Origin of the sequence: Exiguobacterium sp. s102 (genome assembly GCF_018618635.1) — a bacterium.
In the GTDB taxonomy this organism is placed as follows: domain Bacteria; phylum Bacillota; class Bacilli; order Exiguobacteriales; family Exiguobacteriaceae; genus Exiguobacterium_A; species Exiguobacterium_A oxidotolerans.
In genome coordinates, this window is sequence record NZ_JACSML010000001.1 from 266,487 (window position 1) to 284,821 (window position 18,335).

Genomic DNA, 18,335 nt, shown 5'->3' on the forward strand with positions numbered 1-18,335 from the left:
GATTCGGCAGTTAGTACAGATCCAAAAGCGAATCGTGCCTGATCTGATTGAAGAAATGCAGACACGTTACGACATTCTTCATTATGTACGCCTGATGCAACCGATCGGACGACGAACACTTGCGACGAGCCTTGGCTTGACGGAACGCGTTCTACGCCGGGAGGTCGACTTCTTAAAAGAACAAGACTTACTGGAAGTTGCGACGCAAGGCATGTCCTTGACGGATGAAGGGCGGACGGTATTACGAAGCATGCACAGTGTGATGGCGGAACTCGCCGGGATCTCCGATATGGCGAAAGCCTTAAAAGAGAAGCTTGGTGTAAAAGACGTCGTCATCGTACCGGGTGATTCGGATCAAACCTTCTGGGTGCAACGCGATATGGGACGGGCAACAGTTGCCCGCTTAAAACGTGAACTTTCAAAAGACCACAATACGATCGCAGTTACAGGTGGGACGACGATGGCTTCGGTCGCGGCGATGATGTCGCCCGATAAGGAAAATCGTCCGATGACGTTTGTACCCGCACGAGGCGGTCTTGGCGAAACGCTTGAACTTCAAGCGAATACGGTCTGCTCACGCATGGCTTCACGTGCCCAAAGCGACTATCATCTGCTTCACATTCCAGACATGGTCAGCACCGAGACATTCGTCAAGATGGTCGAGGAGCCGAGCATTAAAAATGTCTTACAGATGATTAAAGATGCTTCAATCGTGGTACATGGAATTGGTGAGGCAAAAACGATGGCAAAACGTCGTCGTGCTTCGACAGCTCTTTTGGAACAGCTCGAAGACGAGCAAGCCGTCGCAGAAGCATTCGGATATTATTTTGATCGGGACGGAAACATCGTCCACCGTGTCAAAACGGTCGGACTACAACTCGACGACTTGAAAAAAGTCGAACACGTCGTGGTTGTCGCCGGTGGTCATTCGAAAGCAGAAGCGATCAATGCCTACGTCAAACAGTCTCCAAACATCATCCTCATTACGGATGAAGGAGCCGCAACAACGATTTTGAAAGGGTAGCCCCCTTTTGAATAATAGATAACTCGCTTTACACTAAAAGGAGGAAAATTATCATGGCAGTAGTAAAAGTTGGTATTAACGGATTTGGACGTATCGGGCGTTTGGCACTTCGTCAAATTCTTCAATTTGAAGGAATCGAAGTAGTCGCAATCAACGACCTCACAGACACTAAAATGCTTGCACACCTTTTAAAATATGATACGACTCAAGGTCGTTTCGACGGAGAAGTTGAAGTACACGACGGATACTTCCTCGTAAACGGTAAAGAAATCAAAACACTTGCTAACCGCAACCCAGAAGAACTTCCATGGGGCGAGCTCGGTGTTGACATCGTTCTCGAATGTACTGGTTTCTTCACAGACAAAGAAAAAGCTGAACTTCACTTGAAAGCTGGAGCTAAAAAAGTTGTTATCTCAGCACCTGCTACTGGCGACATGAAAACTGTCGTTTACAACACGAACCACGAAATTCTTGACGGAACTGAAACAGTTATCTCTGGTGCTTCATGTACTACGAACTGTCTCGCTCCAATGGCGAAAGTTCTTCAAGATCAGTACGGAATCGTTGAAGGTCTTATGACAACTATCCACGCTTACACTGGCGACCAAAATACACTCGACGCTCCACACCCTAAAGGTGACTTCCGTCGTGCACGTGCAGCAGCTGCTAACATCGTTCCTAACTCAACTGGTGCTGCTAAAGCAATCGGCCTCGTTCTTCCAGAACTTCAAGGTAAACTTGACGGATCTGCACAACGTGTACCAGTCGCTACAGGTTCACTCACTGAGCTCACAACAGTTCTTGAGAAAAAAGTTACAGTGGAAGAAGTTAACGCAGCTATGAAAGCAGCAGCGAACGAGTCTTACGGTTACACTGAAGACGAAATCGTTTCTTCTGACATCGTTGGTATCTCTTACGGATCACTCTTCGATGCAACACAAACTAAAGTTGTTACTGTCGGCGACAAGCAACTCGTTAAAACAGTTGCTTGGTATGACAACGAAATGTCTTACACTAGCCAACTCGTTCGTACACTCAAACACTTCGCAGAAATCGCTAAGTAATTCGAGCAATTAAATAGCAATTGAATAAGAGCGGAAACTACCAGTCTCCGCTCTTATTGCGAAAAAAAGTCTGGAGGGGCGTCACAGCCCCTCACTATACGTATGAGACGGAGGACGAATGTATGAATAAGAAATCAATTCGCGACATCGATGTACAAGGTCAACGCGTGTTTACACGTGTCGACTTCAACGTACCACTAGAAGACGGTAAAATTACGGACGACACACGGATTCGTGCGGCACTTCCAACAATCAAACATTTGATGGATGGCGGAGCGAAAGTCATTCTCGCAAGCCACATGGGACGTCCTAAAGGCGAAAAAAATCCTGAGTTCTCACTTGCACCAGTCGTAGCACGCCTCAGCGAATTGCTTGGTAAAGACATCAAGCTCGTTGAAGAAGCGTATGGCCCGGTCGCTGAAGAAGCGGTCAGCAAGCTTGAAGCAGGAGACGTTCTCGTTCTTGAAAACGTTCGTTTCTACCCTGGAGAAACAAAAAATGATGCTGAACTCGCTGAAGGATTTGCGAAACTCGCAGATATCTTCGTCAACGATGCATTCGGTGCAGCTCACCGTGCACATGCTTCTACAGAAGGAATCGCGCACCATGTCGATACTGCTGTAGCGGGATTGTTGATTGAAAAAGAACTTCAAGTTCTCGGGAAAGCGATCTCGAACCCGGATCGTCCGTTCACTGCAATCATCGGGGGATCGAAAGTAGCCGACAAAATCGGTGTCATCGATCACTTGCTTGATATCGTCGATACGTTGATCATTGGTGGGGGATTATCTTATACATTCCTCAAAGCTCAAGGTTATGAAGTCGGAACGTCACTTCTCGAAGTAGACAAAATCGACCAAGCGAAAGAATTCATGAAAAAAGCAGAAGACAAAGGCGTCAAGTTCTTAATGCCGGTCGACTGTGTCATCACGAAGGAATTCGGCGAAGAAACATATGTAGGACCACGCGATATCGACAGTATCCCAGCGGATCACATGTCACTTGATATCGGACCAAAAACAGTCGAACTGTATGCGGAAGCAATCAAGAACTCGAAACTCGTCGTCTGGAATGGACCGATGGGCGTATTCGAACTTGATAAATACGCAAACGGAACGAAAGGTGTCGCTCAAGCACTTGCTGATAGCGACGCATACTCAATCATCGGTGGTGGGGATTCTGCTGCAGCAGCTGAGAAATTCGGTCTTGCAGACAAGATGAGCCATATCTCGACTGGTGGCGGAGCGAGCCTCGAGTTCATGGAAGGTAAAGCCCTTCCTGGTGTCGAAGCGCTTAACGACAAGTAATCCAATAGTTCACAAGGGAGTGTTTCTCAATGCGTAAACCAATCATCGCAGGTAACTGGAAGATGAATCTAACTCTGAAGGATGCAGTCGCATTCGCAGAAGAAGTAAAAGGCAAAGTACCAGCTGCATCGACTGTCGATGCTGCTGTCTGTGCACCAGCTGTATTCCTTGCTCATTTAACGGAAGCAGCAGCTGGAACTGATCTTAAAATCGGTGCTCAAAACATGTACGATCAAGAAAGTGGCGCATTCACAGGCGAAATCAGTCCTGTCATGCTAAAAGAGCTTGACGTGACATACGTCATCCTCGGTCACTCTGAACGTCGTGAGTACTTTGGTGAAACAGATGCATTCATCAACAGCAAAGCGAAAAAAGCGTTCGAGCACGGTCTCGTTCCAATCGTTTGTGTAGGTGAAACACTTGAAGAGCGCGAAGGCGGCAAGTTCGAAGACGTCATTCGTGAACAAACGGCAAACAGCCTTAAAGGCTTGACTGTCGACCAAGTGAAAAATCTTGTCGTCGCATATGAGCCTGTCTGGGCAATCGGAACAGGTAAATCAGCGACAGAACAAGATGCACAAGATTCTTGTAAATTCGTTCGCGACGTCGTCGCTGCTGAATTCGGTACAGAAGCTGCAGAAGCAGTTCGTATCCAGTACGGTGGCAGCGTCAAGCCGGAGAACGTCAAAGAATATATGGCTCAACCTGACATCGACGGAGCACTCGTTGGTGGAGCAAGTCTTGAGACAGGATCGTTCCTCAAACTGTTGGAGGCGATTTAAATGAAAAAACGTCCAGTCGCACTTATCATCCTTGATGGTTTCGGTATGCGTGATGAAGAATTCGGGAATGCTGTGACAGCGGCAAACAAACCGAACTTCGATCGCTTTTGGAACAAATATCCGCATACGTTGTTGAATGCGAAAGGGGAATACGTTGGTTTGCCTGAAGGTCAGATGGGGAACTCAGAAGTGGGTCACCTCAACATCGGGGCAGGTCGCGTCGTCTACCAATCGCTATCCCGAATCAACAACGCCGTCAAAGATCGCTCGTTCTTCTCGCGTCAAGCGATGAACGATGCGGCAGGTCACGTGAAGAAACATGATTCAGCACTCCATATCTTTGGTTTAGTATCTGACGGTGGAATCCACAGTCACATCAACCACTTGTATGCTGTTCTTGAATTCGCGAAACTTCACGAAATCGAAAAAGTTTACCTGCATGCCTTCACGGACGGCCGCGATTGTGATCCGCAATCGGGTGCTGGTTTCCTTCGTGACGCGCAAGCGAAGATGGATGAGTTACAAGTCGGTCAATTCGCAAGTGTCTCTGGACGCTATTATGCAATGGACCGCGACAACCGTTGGGAGCGCGTCAAGAAAGTCTATGACGTCATCACATACGGTGAAGGCCCGACAACAAAAGACCCAATCGGCATGGTAGAAGAATCATATACGAAGGACGTTACGGACGAGTTCATCGAACCAACCGTCGTCGTGCAGGAAGACGGTACGCCAGTCGCACCGATCCACGACAACGATGCAATCATGTTCTTTAACTACCGCCCTGACCGTGCGATTCAACTGGCGAAGGTCTACAAAGAAAAAGCTGGCTTCACAGGATTCGAACTTCCGGACAATGCACCGAAGAACCTGCTGCTCGTCTCCATGACGAAGTACTCGGATGCGATTGATACGGATATCGTCTTCCCGCCAGAAGATATCAAAAACACGCTTGGGGAAACACTCTCGAAGCAAGGCTTAAAACAATTACGGATTGCGGAAACTGAAAAGTATCCACACGTCACGTTCTTCTTCAACGGACAACGTGAAGAACCGTATGAAGGCGAAGATCGTATCTTAATCCCGTCGCCAAAAGTCGCAACATACGACTTACAACCAGAGATGAGCATTTATGAAGTAACGGATGCGCTTGTTGAAGCGATCAATTCCGACAAACATGATGCCATCATCCTGAACTTCGCGAACCCGGACATGGTTGGTCACTCGGGTATGCTCGAACCGACAATCAAGGCAATCGAAGCAGTTGATGAATGTCTCGGTAAAGTCGTTGACTTGATCGTCAGCAAAGGTGGCGCAGCAATCGTGACTGCTGACCACGGAAATGCCGATAAAGTGCTCAATAAAGATGGCAGCAAGATGACGGCCCATACGACAGAACCGGTACCATGTATCGTGACAGTCGAAGACGTCGAGCTTCTCGAGCCACTTACAGGCGCATTAGCGGATTTAGCACCAACATTACTTGATCTACTTGGCGCAGATCAGCCGTCAGAAATGACGGGTAAATCCATCGTATTAAAGAAATAATCCCGTCGATGGAATAAACGTCTAACAAAGCAACACACACTATTTTTTTTCAACTAAAAGGAGCGAATTTAAATGTCAATGATTACAGAGATTTATGCACGCGAGATTCTTGACTCACGCGGTAACCCAACAGTAGAAGTAGAAGTATATACAGAAGACGGCGGCTTTGGTCGCGCACTCGTCCCATCAGGCGCATCAACTGGTGAGCACGAAGCAGTAGAACTTCGTGACGGCGACAAAGCACGTTACCTCGGTAAAGGTGTCTTGAAAGCAGTTGACAACGTCAACGAAAAAATCGCACCTGAAATCATCGGTTACGATGTTTTCGACCAAGCTGGAATCGACAAAAAAATGATCGATCTCGACGGAACAAAAAACAAAGGTAACTTCGGCGCTAACGCAATCCTCGGTGTTTCGATGGCTGCTGCTCGTGCTGCTGCAGATGAGCTTGGACTTCCACTTTACACGTACCTCGGTGGATTCAATGCGAAAACACTTCCAACTCCAATGATGAACATCATCAACGGTGGATCACACGCTGACAACAACGTTGACTTCCAAGAGTTCATGATCATGCCTGTTGGAGCTCCAACATTCAAAGAAGCACTTCGTATGGGTGCTGAAATCTTCCACGCGTTGAAATCAGTTCTTAGCGGAATGGGTCTTAACACAGCAGTTGGTGACGAGGGTGGATTCGCTCCAAACTTGAAATCAAACGAAGAAGCAATCACAGTTATCCTTGAAGCAATCGAAAAAGCTGGCTACAAAGCAGGCGAAGATGTTTACCTTGCAATGGACGTCGCTTCTTCTGAGTTCTACGACAAAGCAGCTGGAACATACAACCTCGCTGGCGAAGGCAAAGTCCTTTCTACAGAAGAGCTTGTTGAATTCTACGCACAACTCGTCGACAAATACCCAATCATCTCAATCGAAGATGGCTGTGACGAAAACGACTGGGATGGCCACAAACTTCTCACAGATCGTATCGGACACAAAGTTCAACTCGTTGGGGATGACTTGTTCGTAACAAACACAGAAAAACTTGCTGAAGGTATCGAAAAAGGCATCGCTAACTCGATCCTCATCAAAGTTAACCAAATCGGTACGTTGACTGAAACATTCGACGCAATCGAAATGGCGAAAAAAGCTGGTTACACAGCTGTCGTTTCTCACCGTTCTGGTGAAACAGAAGATTCAACAATCGCTGACATCGCTGTTGCGACAAACGCTGGTCAAATCAAAACGGGTTCACTTTCACGTACAGACCGTATCGCGAAATACAACCAACTTCTCCGCATCGAAGACATGCTTTCAGATGTTGCTGTCTACGATGGTATCAAATCATTCTACAACCTCAAGAAGTAATTTACGGATTGAGTCGACAGTCTCTCGCTTAGCGAGGGGCTGTTTTTTTGTCCTGTAGTTTAAAAACAAAACCGATTCACTAGCTTTCCTAAGGGGGGAGACGGGATCACACTTATTTCACGCACTTTCCTCAGGCGAGACACAAGCCAGTTTCCCTGCCTCTTGTAGGCAGGAAATCGGGTCTTGTTTGTCTCTGACAGCGCAAGCAGGCTTGCACTTTTTCCTGTAGGAGTCGCATGAAATAAGTGACCCCGGTTTATAGGAAATAAGGAAAGTCATTCATAGCTCGACTTCTAAGGGAGAAGGAAGCGACGCTTCCGTCAGGGACAGGCGAGACCCGGAGATCTGAAAAGAGCTCCGCGGCTTGCGTCCCGCCCTAGAAAAGCGAGCGAATGAATGATTTTTTTGGTAAATGTAAAAAAACGAGATCCGACTCAATGTCGAATCCCGTAATATTAAAATGAAATTTTACGCTTTGAAATCAATCCTCAATAAACGTAACGAGGTAATGATACGGTGAATACAGTGGTGCTTTCGTGACAAAAAATTCAGGTAAATCTGTGTCGATGTCAAGATTGCGCAAGGTCTCCGGATCCAGGCATTCTTGCACAAGTCGCTTGATATCACTCAGCAATTCATCATGAAGATTGGTTTCAACAGGAAATGATCGTTTTGCTCCATCTTTTAGCAACAAGACGACGGGTGGAAGTCCACGCAGTAAATCGACTTCGAGTGGTTCTTTGTTGTTTTTAAAAAAATCATTTAAACAGCTGACGACTTTCATTGAATATTCTTCTTTCACCGAAACCCCCAACTTTCTCTTATATCCTTGATTTAACCTCTATCCTCTAGTTTAGTTCCCTAAATTAAGCTAGGATATGCAGTCAAGTCGCAGTTGTTGCATTAATCGAATCAATAACCGGGTACAGAAGAAAGAACGGGGAGGGAAGAATCATGTTGTTTCGTTATTTATTTCTAGGAATGGAGACATCGATTGACGATATTCCGTTACGTATCATCTATTTCACGGAATTGATTCTATTCATCGGACTTTATCAAATCACGAGTCGTTTCTCACGACAAAGTTTAATCATCGGAACCATCCTGGGTGTCGGGGGATTGATTGCCTTACTACCGGGTGCGATTTATATCTTACGGTACAATCCGCAAGATGCCATCATCGATGTTACATTTTTGCTGATCTACTTATTCGAACCGCTCGCGATCCTCGCGTTCGTCATTGCGATCCTTCGAAGAGCTTTCAAAAAACGACACCAACACTCTTGAAAAGTACGGAAAACGTTCGTATGAAACGTTTTTTCGTACTTTTTTGCTATGTATGGAGTTTTAGAAAGTAAGCGGAATAAAATAAATAAAATATATTTTACGGAAAACGGTTGATGTGTAACCGGTTACACAATATGATACATATTGTAAGCGTTATCAAAAGAAAGAGGTGGCGAAATCATGTCGACCATCCGGGAAGTAGCGAAAGTGGCAAATGTATCAGTCGCAACGGTATCACGCGTCATGAATGAAAAAGGATATGTCAGCGAAAAAGCGCGTGTGGCGGTGCTTCAAGCGGTTAAACAGCTTGATTATCGACCGAATCGTGTCGCCCGTTCCTTGTTTCAAAAACGATCAGGATTGATTGGATTGATCGTACCGGACATCACAAACCCTTATTTTCCCCAACTGGCACGTGCCGTCGAGGATATGGCACATAAGCATGGATATCAAGTGATTTTGTGTAACACGGATGAACAGTTTCAGAAAGAACATGAATATATCCAGTCTCTCGAAGCGATGCATGTCGATGGATTGATCATTACGACGAACTACTCGAACAACCCGAACTATGAAACCATCGAAGTGCCGATCGTCGCACTCGACCGGGTGTTACAAGGAGCAATCCCGACCGTCACATCAAACGGGTACGACGGCGGGAAGAAGGCAGCCCAATTTTTGCTCGATCACGGAGCGGATGAACTCGTCGTCATCAGTGGGCCGTCAAAGTTACCGACGATCAAAAAACGCCGGGATGGTTTTGAAGAAGTCGCAGGAAAACATCTCGTCGCAAGCATCGAGTCCCCGTTTCATTTTCAAGGCGCACTCGACGCGGCGAACTATTTGTTCGACCACTATACCTGTAACGGAATTTTTGCAGCGAACGATGTCATTGCAGCGGCAACGATTCAAGTCGCGGCAGAACGCGGGATTGCGATTCCTGAGCAACTGCAAGTCATCGGGTATGACGGAATCGAGCTCGGGCAAATGATTTCACCGCCACTGACGACGATCGCCCAGCCGATTTATCAGATGGGGGAACTGGCGGCGAAATTGCTGATTCAACGAATTGAAGGAAAAGAAATCGCGGCCGTCCATCATGAGTTGACGGTCGAAGTCATCGAACGGGAAACGACGAAGCGGAAGGATGAACAAATATGAAACAAATCAGTGTAGTAGGGAGTATCTCGATGGACCTGGTCGTCGAAAGCGATCGTCGTCCGTCAGCGGGTGAAACAGTCATCGGCTCAGCGTTTCATACCGTCCCGGGTGGTAAGGGGGCAAATCAAGCAGTTGCCGTCGCCCGGCTCGGCGGGAGCGTCGAGATGGTCGGATGCATCGGTGACGATGCGAGCGGTACAGCGATCCGCCAAAACTTCGAAGCGGAACACGTCGGGACGACACACCTCCGAACGATCGCGAACGAACGGACGGGAACGGCCCACATCACGCTCGCGGAAGGCGACAACTCGATCGTCGTCGTCCAGTCGGCGAACCTCGCCGTCGTCTATGACGAGAGCCAGCTCGACAGCTTGCTCGGTCAGACGGACATGATTTTATTACAGCTCGAAATTCCACTGGAAACGGTCAAACAGGTGGCGCGTTACGGAAAAGAGCACGGTATTCCCGTTATCTTGAATCCGGCGCCAGCCATCGTCCTTGACGACGAGTTGCTCGAAGACGTGACGTACTTAACACCAAACGAACATGAATGCGGCTTGATTTTCGGACAACAACAATCTCTTGAACATTGGTTAAGCCAGTATCCGAATAAATTGATTGTAACGGAAGGCAGTCGTGGTGCCCGCTTCTATGACGGCGACGCCATCGTGACGGTGCCGGCGATTAAGACGGACGTCGTCGATACGACCGGTGCCGGCGATACGTTCAACGGGGCACTCGCTGTCGCGTTGACGGAAGGAAAGTCACTGACGGAAGCGATTCGCTTTGCGAACAAGGCAGCCGGTATGTCCGTCCGGGCGCTCGGTGCTCAAGGCGGCATGCCATCGCGGGAACAGATGGAGGTCGAAGTATGAAACGACACGGCATTTTGAACAGTCAAATCAGTAAAGTCTTAGCAGATCTCGGTCATACCGATATGATCGTCATCGCTGATTGCGGCTTACCGATTCCGACGGGCGTTGCGCGGATTGATTTAGCGCTCGAACTCGGGACACCGGCGTTTGCCGACGTCTTGCGCGTCGTCGCGGACGATATGGCGGTCGAACAGGTGACACTGGCAACCGAAATCAAGGATGCGAACGAAGCGGCACTCACTACGGTCAGTCAATTAAACGTGACGACGGAATACGTCTCGCACGAAGCGTTTAAAGAGCTAACGAAGCAGGCGAAAGTCATCATCCGGACAGGTGAAGCGACACCTTACGCCAATGTAATTTTACACGCCGGTGTCATTTTTTAAGGGGGAAGCACGATGCACATTGAGATGACAGGAATCACAAAAGCGTTTGGTCCCGTGCCCGTCTTAAAGGGTGTCGACTTCGAACTTGCGACAGGTGAAATTCATGCCTTGATGGGGGAAAATGGAGCCGGTAAGTCAACGCTGATGAAGATTTTGACAGGTGTCCATAAAGCGGACGAAGGAACGATTCAAGTCGATGGTGTCGAACAACACTATAAAAATCCGAAACTGGCGGAAGAAGCGGGGATTGCCTTCATTCACCAGGAGTTAAACATTCTGCCTGATTTGACTGTGACGGAAAATCTTTTCCTCGGTCGTGAGTTGAATTCACGCTTCGGTGTGTTGAAACAGGCGGAAATGAAACGGCTCGCGGAACGGGAACTGGCGGAACTAAACGTCTTCATGGATGTCAATCAACTGGCGCGGACGTTATCGGTCGGGCAACAACAGATGATTGAGATCGCAAAAGCACTGATGACGCACGCAAAGGTCATCATCATGGATGAACCGACAGCTGCCTTGACGGAACGTGAGATTCGCGCCCTGTTCAGTGTCGCGACGGCGTTACGCGAGCAAGGCGTCTCGATCGTCTACATCTCGCACCGGATGGAAGAAATCTTCGAACTGTGTGACCGGATCACCGTCTTGCGGGACGGGGTCTCCGTCTCGACCCACCGGATCGCTGAGACATCATTTGAACAAATCGTTCGGGAAATGGTCGGACGCGAGATGGGTGAACGCTACCCGGAACGCAAGGTCACATACGGTGACACGGTCTTAGAAGTGACGGGAGCGACGGGGAAACGGTTCGAAGACGTTTCGTTTTCCGTCCGGGCCGGTGAAATCGTCGGCTTCTCCGGTTTGATGGGAGCGGGACGGACGGAAGTCATGCGTGGTCTGTTCGGTGTCGATCGCCTGAAGGCAGGAACAATCAAGCTGAATGGCAACGTCATCAACATCAAATCCCCATATGATGCAATCAAACAAGGACTTGGTTTCTTGACGGAAGACCGAAAAGGCGAGGGTTTGTTCCTCGACTTCTCACTCCGGGAGAACATCTCCTTACCGACAATCCAGTCGTTAGCGAAGTCGGGTGTCATCTCCGATCAGTCGGAGCGCCAGTTCGCGGAAGGCTATCTCAAGTCGTTGTCGGTCCGTCACAGTTCGATGGATCAACCGGCGAAGTCACTCTCCGGCGGAAATCAGCAAAAGGTCGTCCTCGCGAAGTGGCTCGGGACGAAACCGGATGTCTTGATCCTCGACGAACCGACACGTGGTGTCGACGTCGGGGCAAAAAAAGAAATTTACCTGATTATGAATGAGCTCGCCGCGTCTGGTGTCGCAATCATCATGATCAGTTCCGACCTCCCGGAGATTCTCGGGATGAGTGACCGCGTCTACGTGATGCGGGAAGGGCAAGTGAGCGGAATGCTCGAACAACAAGAGGCGACGCAAGAAAGTATCATGACACTTGCGACAGGAGGACAATGAGATGGAATTGATGCAAGGGAAACTGACGGAAAAGAAACCACGTCGGCTCGGAATCGGGCAGAAGCTCGGTCCGCTCGCCGGACTGTTCGCGATCGTGCTCGTCGTATCGATTATGGAACCGGACTTTTTAACACTCAATAACTTATTCAACATTTTACGCCAAGTGTCGATCAACGCCTTGATCGCCTTCGGCATGACGTTCGTCATCTTGACGGGTGGGATTGATTTATCGGTCGGTTCGATTCTCGCCTTATCGTCGGCGTTCGTCGCCGGACTGATGACGGACGGAACATCAGCCATTATCGCTGTTCTCGCCGGACTGATCGTCGGCGCTATCATGGGTGCGTTAAACGGCATGGTCATCTCACTCGGGAAAGTCGCACCGTTCATCGCGACACTGGCGACGATGACAATCTTCCGTGGCCTGACGCTCGTCTATACGGACGGACGACCCATCACGGGACTCGGGCAAGGTGGATGGTTTGAATTATTCGGTCGGGGTTACTTCTGGATCTTCCCTGTACCGGTCGTGACGATGTTAATCGCCTTCGCGGTCCTTTACTTCATCTTGAAGAAAACGACGTTCGGGCGTTACACATATGCCATTGGTGGAAATGAAGAAGCGGCAAAATTGATGGGGATTCAAGTCAACAAAGTCAAAATCATGATTTACTCGCTATCCGGCTTGATGGCAGCACTCGCCGGCATCATCCTGACGTCACGCCTCAACTCGGCACAACCGACAGCAGGAACATCGTATGAGCTCGACGCAATCGCAGCCGTCGTCCTCGGCGGGACAAGTCTATCCGGTGGTCGCGGTTGGATCGTCGGAACATTGATTGGAGCCTTGATCATCGGGACACTCAACAATGGCTTGAACTTACTCGGTGTGTCATCGTTCTTCCAACTTGTCGTCAAAGGACTCGTCATCCTGTTCGCCGTCCTCGCAGACCGGAAACAAACGACGTAATCACACACATTTTAAAGGAGGAAATTACAGATGAAAAAATTACTTGCACTCGTCATGATGGCCTTGATGGTATTCGCAGCCGCGTGTTCGACAGAGCAGCCAGGCAGTGACACAGAAAAAGAGACGAAGACAAAGGACTTTAAGATTGGTCTCTCGATCTCGACACTGAACAACCCGTTCTTCGTTTCACTCAAAGAAGGAGCCGAAGAAGAAGCAAAAGCACAAGGCGCAACACTGCAAGTCGCAGATGCACAAGATGATGCGGCAAAACAAGCAAGCGACATCGAAGACATGATTCAAAAGAAAGTCGATCTCATCTTGATCAATCCAACGGACTCAGCAGCAGTCGGTGCGGCCGTCCAAACAGCAAACGATGCCGATATTCCAGTCATCACAGTCGACCGGAACGCTGAAGCCGGTGACGTCATCGCCCACATCGCGTCGGATAACGTCGCAGGTGGAAAACAAGCCGGTGAATACATGATCGAACTCGTCGGTGACAAAGCAAAAGTCGTTGAACTCGAAGGAATTCCAGGTGCATCAGCAACGCGTGACCGCGGCGAAGGCTTCCACGCGGCCGTCGACGGGAAACTGGACGTCGTTGCAAAACAATCCGCCAACTTCGACCGGGCAAAAGGTCTGTCTGTCATGGAAAACATTCTTCAAAACAACAAAGACATCAAAGCAGTCTTCGCCCACAATGACGAAATGGCACTCGGTGCGGTCGAAGCATTGAAAGCAGCCGGCATGGAAGATGTCAAAGTCATCGGATTTGACGCGACAGACGATGCCGTCAAAGCTGTTAAAGATGGCAAGATGGCAGGAACAGTTGCGCAAAAACCGACAGAAATCGGGAAGATGGGCATCGATACAGCGATCAAACACTTGAAAGGCGAGACAGTCGACAAGAACATTCCAGTCGAACTCGATCTCATCAAGCAATAAGTCTTCTATCATCAGTCGCACTGGAGCAATCCTTTAGCGACTGATGTTTTTTTGCAGGAACTGGAATCCGATAAATCTATTCCTTGTTCCCGTACCTGTTTTTCTCTATAATGAAAGAAGCGTATATTATTGAAGGAGGATCATCGATGATCATTCATAACGTGGCTCTTGTCGGCCTCATCGTCGTTTCCGTTCTTCTCATCATCGTCGTTCTCTTGATGTCAGGCCGTACGGCTGGACTCGGAGCATTAACTGGTGGGGCAGAACAATTATTTGGTCGCCAAAAAGCTCGTGGCTTGGATGCGGTCCTGAATCGTGTGGCATCTGTTCTAGGAGCTTTATTCTTTATTTTGGCGTTACTCGTCGCTTTTTATAAGTGAGTATTGAAACGACAGCCGTACGTTTGCGCTGTCGTTTTTTCTTGTTTTCTCGATTTCTAAATTTTCATTTTGGGGTATAGAGTTAGAGGGGGAATCATTTTATGAAAATTACATTACCAAAACCATTCTTTTTTGAAGCCGGCAAACGGGCCGTCTTACTGTTACATGGCTTCACGGGTTCGAGTGCCGATGTCCGGATCCTCGGTCGTTACCTGCAAAAACAGGGCTATACATCACTCGCCCCACAATATAAAGGGCACGCCGTCCCACCCGAAGAGCTGACGAAGACTGGGCCAGCCGACTGGTGGCAGGACGTCCTCGACGGGTACGAAGATCTCGTCGCGAAAGGGTACGACGAAATCGCCGTCTGCGGGTTATCGCTTGGTGGCGTCATGTCACTGAAACTGTCGATGAACCGTCCCGTCAAAGCGGTCATTCCGATGTGCGCACCCGCTTATATTAAAAGTGAAGACGTCATGTATGCAGGCGTTACCGAGTACGCTATCGAATTTAAGAAACGAGAAGGAAAGTCACCGGAACAAATCGAACAGGAAATGGCAGCGTTCGAACCGATGCCGACCTTAAAAGATTTACAAGCGTTGCTAAAAGACACACGCGATTCACTCGAAGATGTCTACGCACCGACACTCGTCGTCCAGGCCCGCAATGATCATATGATCAATACGGACTCGGCCAACATCATTCATGATGGTGTCAGTGCCTTCCAAAAAGAGCTGATCTGGTATGAGAACTCAGGTCATGTCATTACGCTCGACAAAGAAAAAGATAAGCTCCACGCGGACATTCATGACTTTTTAGAATCGTTGAACTGGAGCAATTAACTGGAGGTGTCACGTTGGAATTACGTGAACGAATACTCGAGGTCATCACGGCGGAAGAACGTCCGCTGTCGATCGATCAATTAACGAAAAAACTAGAACTATCGGATACAACAGAATTCAAAGAATTGATCCGGACGTTGAACGCACTCGAAGAAGAGGCACTCGTCGCCCGGACCCGCTCGAACAAATACGGCACGCTCGCGCAAATCGGGCAAGTCGCCGGGAAAATCTCCGTCCATCAACGCGGATTCGGATTCGTTTCACCGGAAGACGGTTCAGCAGGCGATATCTTCCTGCCGGCCCCGGAACTCGGTAACGTCTATAACGGCGACCGTGTCCTCGTCAAAGTCTTCGCCGAATCAAACGGCGGCGACCGCCGCGAAGGGAAGTTGCTCAAGATTCTTTCACGCGGACCGGCTGATTTCGTCGGGACGTTCGTCAGTCCTAAAGGACGGATTGAATCGATCGCCTACATCGAACCGGATGACTCGAAGCTGACGTTCTTACCGGTCGTCGCGGACGAAGATACGCTCGGTGCCGTCGACGGACATAAAGTCCTCGCCCGGATCACAAAGTACCCGGACGGACGTTACGCCGGGACCGCAAAAGTCTTACAAATCATCGGTCATAAAAATGACCCAGGTGTCGATATCTTATCAATCGTCCACAAGCACGGCATCAACGTCGACTTCTCGGACGCAGCGATTGCGGAAGCGAACAACATTCCCGATCAAATCGATGAGAAGGACCTCGTCGGTCGCGTTGACTTACGGAACGAAGTCACAGTGACGATTGACGGTGCTGACGCGAAGGACTTGGATGATGCCGTCCACGTCAAAAGACTTGCGAACGGCAACTATGAGCTCGGTGTCCATATCGCTGACGTCTCACACTATGTCAAGGAAGATTCACCGCTTGACGAAGAAGCACGCGAACGCGGGACGAGTGTCTATCTCGTCGACCGAGTCATTCCGATGATTCCGCACCGCCTGTCGAACGGGATTTGTTCACTCAACCCGCACGTCGATCGGTTGACGCTAAGCTGTATCATGGAAATCGACAAGAACGGTGCTGTCGTCAATCATGAGATTTTACAGAGTGTCATCAAGACGACGGAGCGGATGACGTATACCGATGTCCGGAAAATCATCGAACGCGAAGACGAAGAAGTGATCGCGAAATATCACGATCTCGTCGATAACTTCGATCAGATGGCGGAACTGGCAGCGATCCTCCGCGAACGCCGCTCGCGCCGCGGGGCGATCAACTTCGACTTCCCGGAAGCGAAAGTCCTCGTCAACGAAGAAGGCAAGACGAGCGATATCCTGTTACGGGAACGGTCCGTCGCTGAGAAGTTGATTGAAGAGTTCATGCTTGCAGCGAACGAAACAGTCGCCGAGCACGTCCAACATCAAAAACTGCCGTTCATGTACCGGATCCACGATGAGCCGAAAGCTGAACGTCTCGATACGTTCTTCAAGTTCATCGCCAACTTCGGCATCAATGTTGAACGCAAAGGCGAGTCAGTCACACCGAAGACGTTGCAGACGATTCTGAACGCCGTCGAAGGCGAGCCGGAAGAAGCCGTCGTCAGTACGGTCATGTTACGGTCGCTCCAACAGGCGAAATATGACGTCGAGCCGATCGGTCACTTTGGTCTGTCGACCGATTTCTACACGCACTTCACGTCACCGATCCGCCGGTACCCCGACTTGATGGTCCACCGTCTCCTGCGCGAGTACATCATCTTTAATGATAAATCGCAAAAGACACAGGACCGTTATGCCGAAATGCTGCCGGAAATCGCCGATCACGCCTCAAAACGGGAACGCCGTGCCGTCGACGCGGAACGCGAAACGAATGCCCTGAAGAAAGCCGAGTACATGGAGCAACACATCGGCGAGACGTTTGAAGGTGTCGTCAGTGGCGTGACGAACTTCGGTATGTTCGTTGAGTTACCGAACACGATTGAAGGACTCGTCCACATCCAGGCGATGACGGATGACTTCTACCGGTACGACGAAGCGAACTACCAGTTGATCGGCGAACGGACGAAACAACAGTTCCGGATCGGTGACGTCGTCGAGATTAAAGTCACCGGTGTCAACATCGATGAGAAGACGATTGACTTTGCGGTCGTCGGGATGCCGGAACGCCAACCGAAAAAACGGTTTGAGTCGAAGACGATTCGTTCATCTGGCGGCCGTCCGGGACAAAAACGCGACGACAAGAAAGACGACCGTCGCGGCAAGTCGAAACGTCCAGGGAAACCGAACGAACAGTCAAAAGGGAAAGGCTTTGCCGGGAAAGACAAGAAGGATAAACCGCCGTTCCATAAAGCGGTCTCGAATAAAAAACGGAAGCGCAAATAAGCGCTTCTGTTTAGAAATGTGGTGGAAGAGAGATGCCAAAAGGGACAAGTTCAAAAGTATTAGCCAACAACAAACGGGCGTCGTTTGATTATGCGATTGAAGATACGATCGAAGCGGGTCTCGTCTTGACGGGAACCGAAATCAAATCGGTCCGTAAAGGAAAAATCAGTATCGGTGACGCGTTCGTCCGGTTCGACGGCGGGGAAGCGATTCTCTGGAACTCGAACATCGCCCACTTCGAACAGGGGAACCGGTACAACCACGAACAGCTCCGTCCGCGGAAACTGTTGCTGCACAAAAAACAGATCGCAACCTTGATGGGATCGGTCTCGCGCGACGGCTATACGATCGTGCCGTTGAAGGTCTACATCAAGAACGGCTACGCGAAATGTCTGATTGGACTCGGTCGCGGGAAGAAGAAATTCGACAAACGCGACGACCTGAAGAAGAAGGATGCGAAGCGGGATATCGACCGTGCGTTACGCGACAAGCAAAAGTATTGAACCCGTAACACTTTTCTGCTATTATAATAGTAT

18 protein-coding genes are annotated in these 18,335 nt (G+C 49.3%); 17 read left to right on the forward strand and 1 reads right to left on the reverse strand.

Translation table 11 applies throughout. The features are described from left to right. Window position 1: 1 nt before the first annotated feature. The 6 genes from KNQ02_RS01240 (at window position 2) to eno (ending at window position 7,090) form a co-directional block, all read left to right on the forward strand. Window positions 2-1,024, forward strand: a complete 1,023-nt coding sequence (locus tag KNQ02_RS01240) for a sugar-binding transcriptional regulator (protein ID WP_029331355.1) — start codon at window positions 2-4, stop codon at window positions 1,022-1,024. A gap of 53 nt (window positions 1,025-1,077) precedes the next feature. Next, window positions 1,078-2,088 (forward strand): type I glyceraldehyde-3-phosphate dehydrogenase, encoded by a 1,011-nt coding sequence (gene gap, locus KNQ02_RS01245; RefSeq protein ID WP_088837744.1) that lies wholly within the window; start codon window positions 1,078-1,080, stop codon window positions 2,086-2,088. Between the two features lie 122 nt (window positions 2,089-2,210). Continuing rightward, on the forward strand, window positions 2,211-3,395 hold the full coding sequence (locus KNQ02_RS01250) for a phosphoglycerate kinase (protein ID WP_088837743.1): 1,185 nt from the start codon (window positions 2,211-2,213) through the stop codon (window positions 3,393-3,395). A 29-nt stretch (window positions 3,396-3,424) separates the two neighbouring features. After that, window positions 3,425-4,177, forward strand: coding sequence for a triose-phosphate isomerase (gene tpiA / locus KNQ02_RS01255; RefSeq protein ID WP_159173411.1), 753 nt, complete (start codon window positions 3,425-3,427; stop codon window positions 4,175-4,177). Then, entirely contained in the window at window positions 4,178-5,725 is a 1,548-nt protein-coding gene (gene gpmI / locus KNQ02_RS01260; protein ID WP_214807213.1) for a 2,3-bisphosphoglycerate-independent phosphoglycerate mutase, read from the forward strand. 72 nt (window positions 5,726-5,797) lie between these two features. Then, entirely contained in the window at window positions 5,798-7,090 is a 1,293-nt protein-coding gene (eno, locus tag KNQ02_RS01265) for a phosphopyruvate hydratase (protein WP_023469213.1), read from the forward strand. 481 nt (window positions 7,091-7,571) lie between these two features. Here the strand turns inward: eno and KNQ02_RS01270 are convergent, their stop codons facing one another. Then, window positions 7,572-7,892, reverse strand: coding sequence for a hypothetical protein (locus KNQ02_RS01270; RefSeq protein ID WP_088837740.1), 321 nt, complete (start codon window positions 7,890-7,892; stop codon window positions 7,572-7,574). A gap of 152 nt (window positions 7,893-8,044) precedes the next feature. Between KNQ02_RS01270 and KNQ02_RS01275 the strand changes: the two genes are divergently transcribed. The 11 genes from KNQ02_RS01275 to smpB all read left to right on the forward strand — a co-directional run bounded on the left by KNQ02_RS01275 (window position 8,045) and on the right by smpB (window position 18,302). After that, complete coding sequence (locus KNQ02_RS01275; protein WP_029331344.1) at window positions 8,045-8,377, forward strand: hypothetical protein; 333 nt, start codon at window positions 8,045-8,047, stop codon at window positions 8,375-8,377. Window positions 8,378-8,557: 180 nt separating this feature from the next. Then, complete coding sequence (locus tag KNQ02_RS01280; RefSeq protein ID WP_088837739.1) at window positions 8,558-9,538, forward strand: LacI family DNA-binding transcriptional regulator; 981 nt, start codon at window positions 8,558-8,560, stop codon at window positions 9,536-9,538. After that, window positions 9,535-10,413, forward strand: a complete 879-nt coding sequence (gene rbsK, locus KNQ02_RS01285; RefSeq protein ID WP_214807214.1) for a ribokinase — start codon at window positions 9,535-9,537, stop codon at window positions 10,411-10,413. The genes KNQ02_RS01280 and rbsK overlap by 4 nt, the downstream gene beginning before the upstream one ends. Further along, complete coding sequence (gene rbsD, locus KNQ02_RS01290) at window positions 10,410-10,799, forward strand: D-ribose pyranase (RefSeq protein WP_214807215.1); 390 nt, start codon at window positions 10,410-10,412, stop codon at window positions 10,797-10,799. The genes rbsK and rbsD overlap by 4 nt, the downstream gene beginning before the upstream one ends. A gap of 12 nt (window positions 10,800-10,811) precedes the next feature. Further along, a complete protein-coding gene (locus KNQ02_RS01295; RefSeq protein ID WP_214807216.1) occupies window positions 10,812-12,290 on the forward strand; it encodes a sugar ABC transporter ATP-binding protein in 1,479 nt (492 codons plus the stop codon). A 10-nt stretch (window positions 12,291-12,300) separates the two neighbouring features. Then, complete coding sequence (gene rbsC / locus KNQ02_RS01300; protein ID WP_029331338.1) at window positions 12,301-13,260, forward strand: ribose ABC transporter permease; 960 nt, start codon at window positions 12,301-12,303, stop codon at window positions 13,258-13,260. Window positions 13,261-13,290: 30 nt separating this feature from the next. Then, a complete protein-coding gene (rbsB, locus tag KNQ02_RS01305; protein ID WP_214766857.1) occupies window positions 13,291-14,205 on the forward strand; it encodes a ribose ABC transporter substrate-binding protein RbsB in 915 nt (304 codons plus the stop codon). Between the two features lie 146 nt (window positions 14,206-14,351). After that, the gene (secG, locus tag KNQ02_RS01310; RefSeq protein WP_029331335.1) at window positions 14,352-14,585 is read left to right on the forward strand and encodes a preprotein translocase subunit SecG; all 234 of its coding nucleotides are present in this window, start codon (window positions 14,352-14,354) and stop codon (window positions 14,583-14,585) included. A gap of 101 nt (window positions 14,586-14,686) precedes the next feature. Continuing rightward, on the forward strand, window positions 14,687-15,427 hold the full coding sequence (locus KNQ02_RS01315; protein WP_214807217.1) for an alpha/beta hydrolase: 741 nt from the start codon (window positions 14,687-14,689) through the stop codon (window positions 15,425-15,427). A 14-nt stretch (window positions 15,428-15,441) separates the two neighbouring features. Then, window positions 15,442-17,799, forward strand: coding sequence for a ribonuclease R (gene rnr, locus KNQ02_RS01320; RefSeq protein WP_214807219.1), 2,358 nt, complete (start codon window positions 15,442-15,444; stop codon window positions 17,797-17,799). A gap of 32 nt (window positions 17,800-17,831) precedes the next feature. After that, a complete protein-coding gene (smpB, locus tag KNQ02_RS01325; RefSeq protein WP_088837732.1) occupies window positions 17,832-18,302 on the forward strand; it encodes an SsrA-binding protein SmpB in 471 nt (156 codons plus the stop codon). The last annotated feature ends 33 nt before the right edge of the window (window positions 18,303-18,335 follow it).

Coding starts and splice junctions, on each gene's coding strand:
- gap (WP_088837744.1), top strand. CDS start 1,078: ATGGCAGTAGTAAAAGTTGGTATTAACGGATTTGGACGTATCGGGCGT.
- KNQ02_RS01250 (WP_088837743.1), top strand. CDS start 2,211: ATGAATAAGAAATCAATTCGCGACATCGATGTACAAGGTCAACGCGTG.
- tpiA (WP_159173411.1), top strand. CDS start 3,425: ATGCGTAAACCAATCATCGCAGGTAACTGGAAGATGAATCTAACTCTG.
- gpmI (WP_214807213.1), top strand. CDS start 4,178: ATGAAAAAACGTCCAGTCGCACTTATCATCCTTGATGGTTTCGGTATG.
- eno (WP_023469213.1), top strand. CDS start 5,798: ATGTCAATGATTACAGAGATTTATGCACGCGAGATTCTTGACTCACGC.
- KNQ02_RS01275 (WP_029331344.1), top strand. CDS start 8,045: ATGTTGTTTCGTTATTTATTTCTAGGAATGGAGACATCGATTGACGAT.
- KNQ02_RS01280 (WP_088837739.1), top strand. CDS start 8,558: ATGTCGACCATCCGGGAAGTAGCGAAAGTGGCAAATGTATCAGTCGCA.
- rbsK (WP_214807214.1), top strand. CDS start 9,535: ATGAAACAAATCAGTGTAGTAGGGAGTATCTCGATGGACCTGGTCGTC.
- rbsD (WP_214807215.1), top strand. CDS start 10,410: ATGAAACGACACGGCATTTTGAACAGTCAAATCAGTAAAGTCTTAGCA.
- KNQ02_RS01295 (WP_214807216.1), top strand. CDS start 10,812: ATGCACATTGAGATGACAGGAATCACAAAAGCGTTTGGTCCCGTGCCC.
- rbsC (WP_029331338.1), top strand. CDS start 12,301: ATGCAAGGGAAACTGACGGAAAAGAAACCACGTCGGCTCGGAATCGGG.
- rbsB (WP_214766857.1), top strand. CDS start 13,291: ATGAAAAAATTACTTGCACTCGTCATGATGGCCTTGATGGTATTCGCA.
- secG (WP_029331335.1), top strand. CDS start 14,352: ATGATCATTCATAACGTGGCTCTTGTCGGCCTCATCGTCGTTTCCGTT.
- KNQ02_RS01315 (WP_214807217.1), top strand. CDS start 14,687: ATGAAAATTACATTACCAAAACCATTCTTTTTTGAAGCCGGCAAACGG.
- smpB (WP_088837732.1), top strand. CDS start 17,832: ATGCCAAAAGGGACAAGTTCAAAAGTATTAGCCAACAACAAACGGGCG.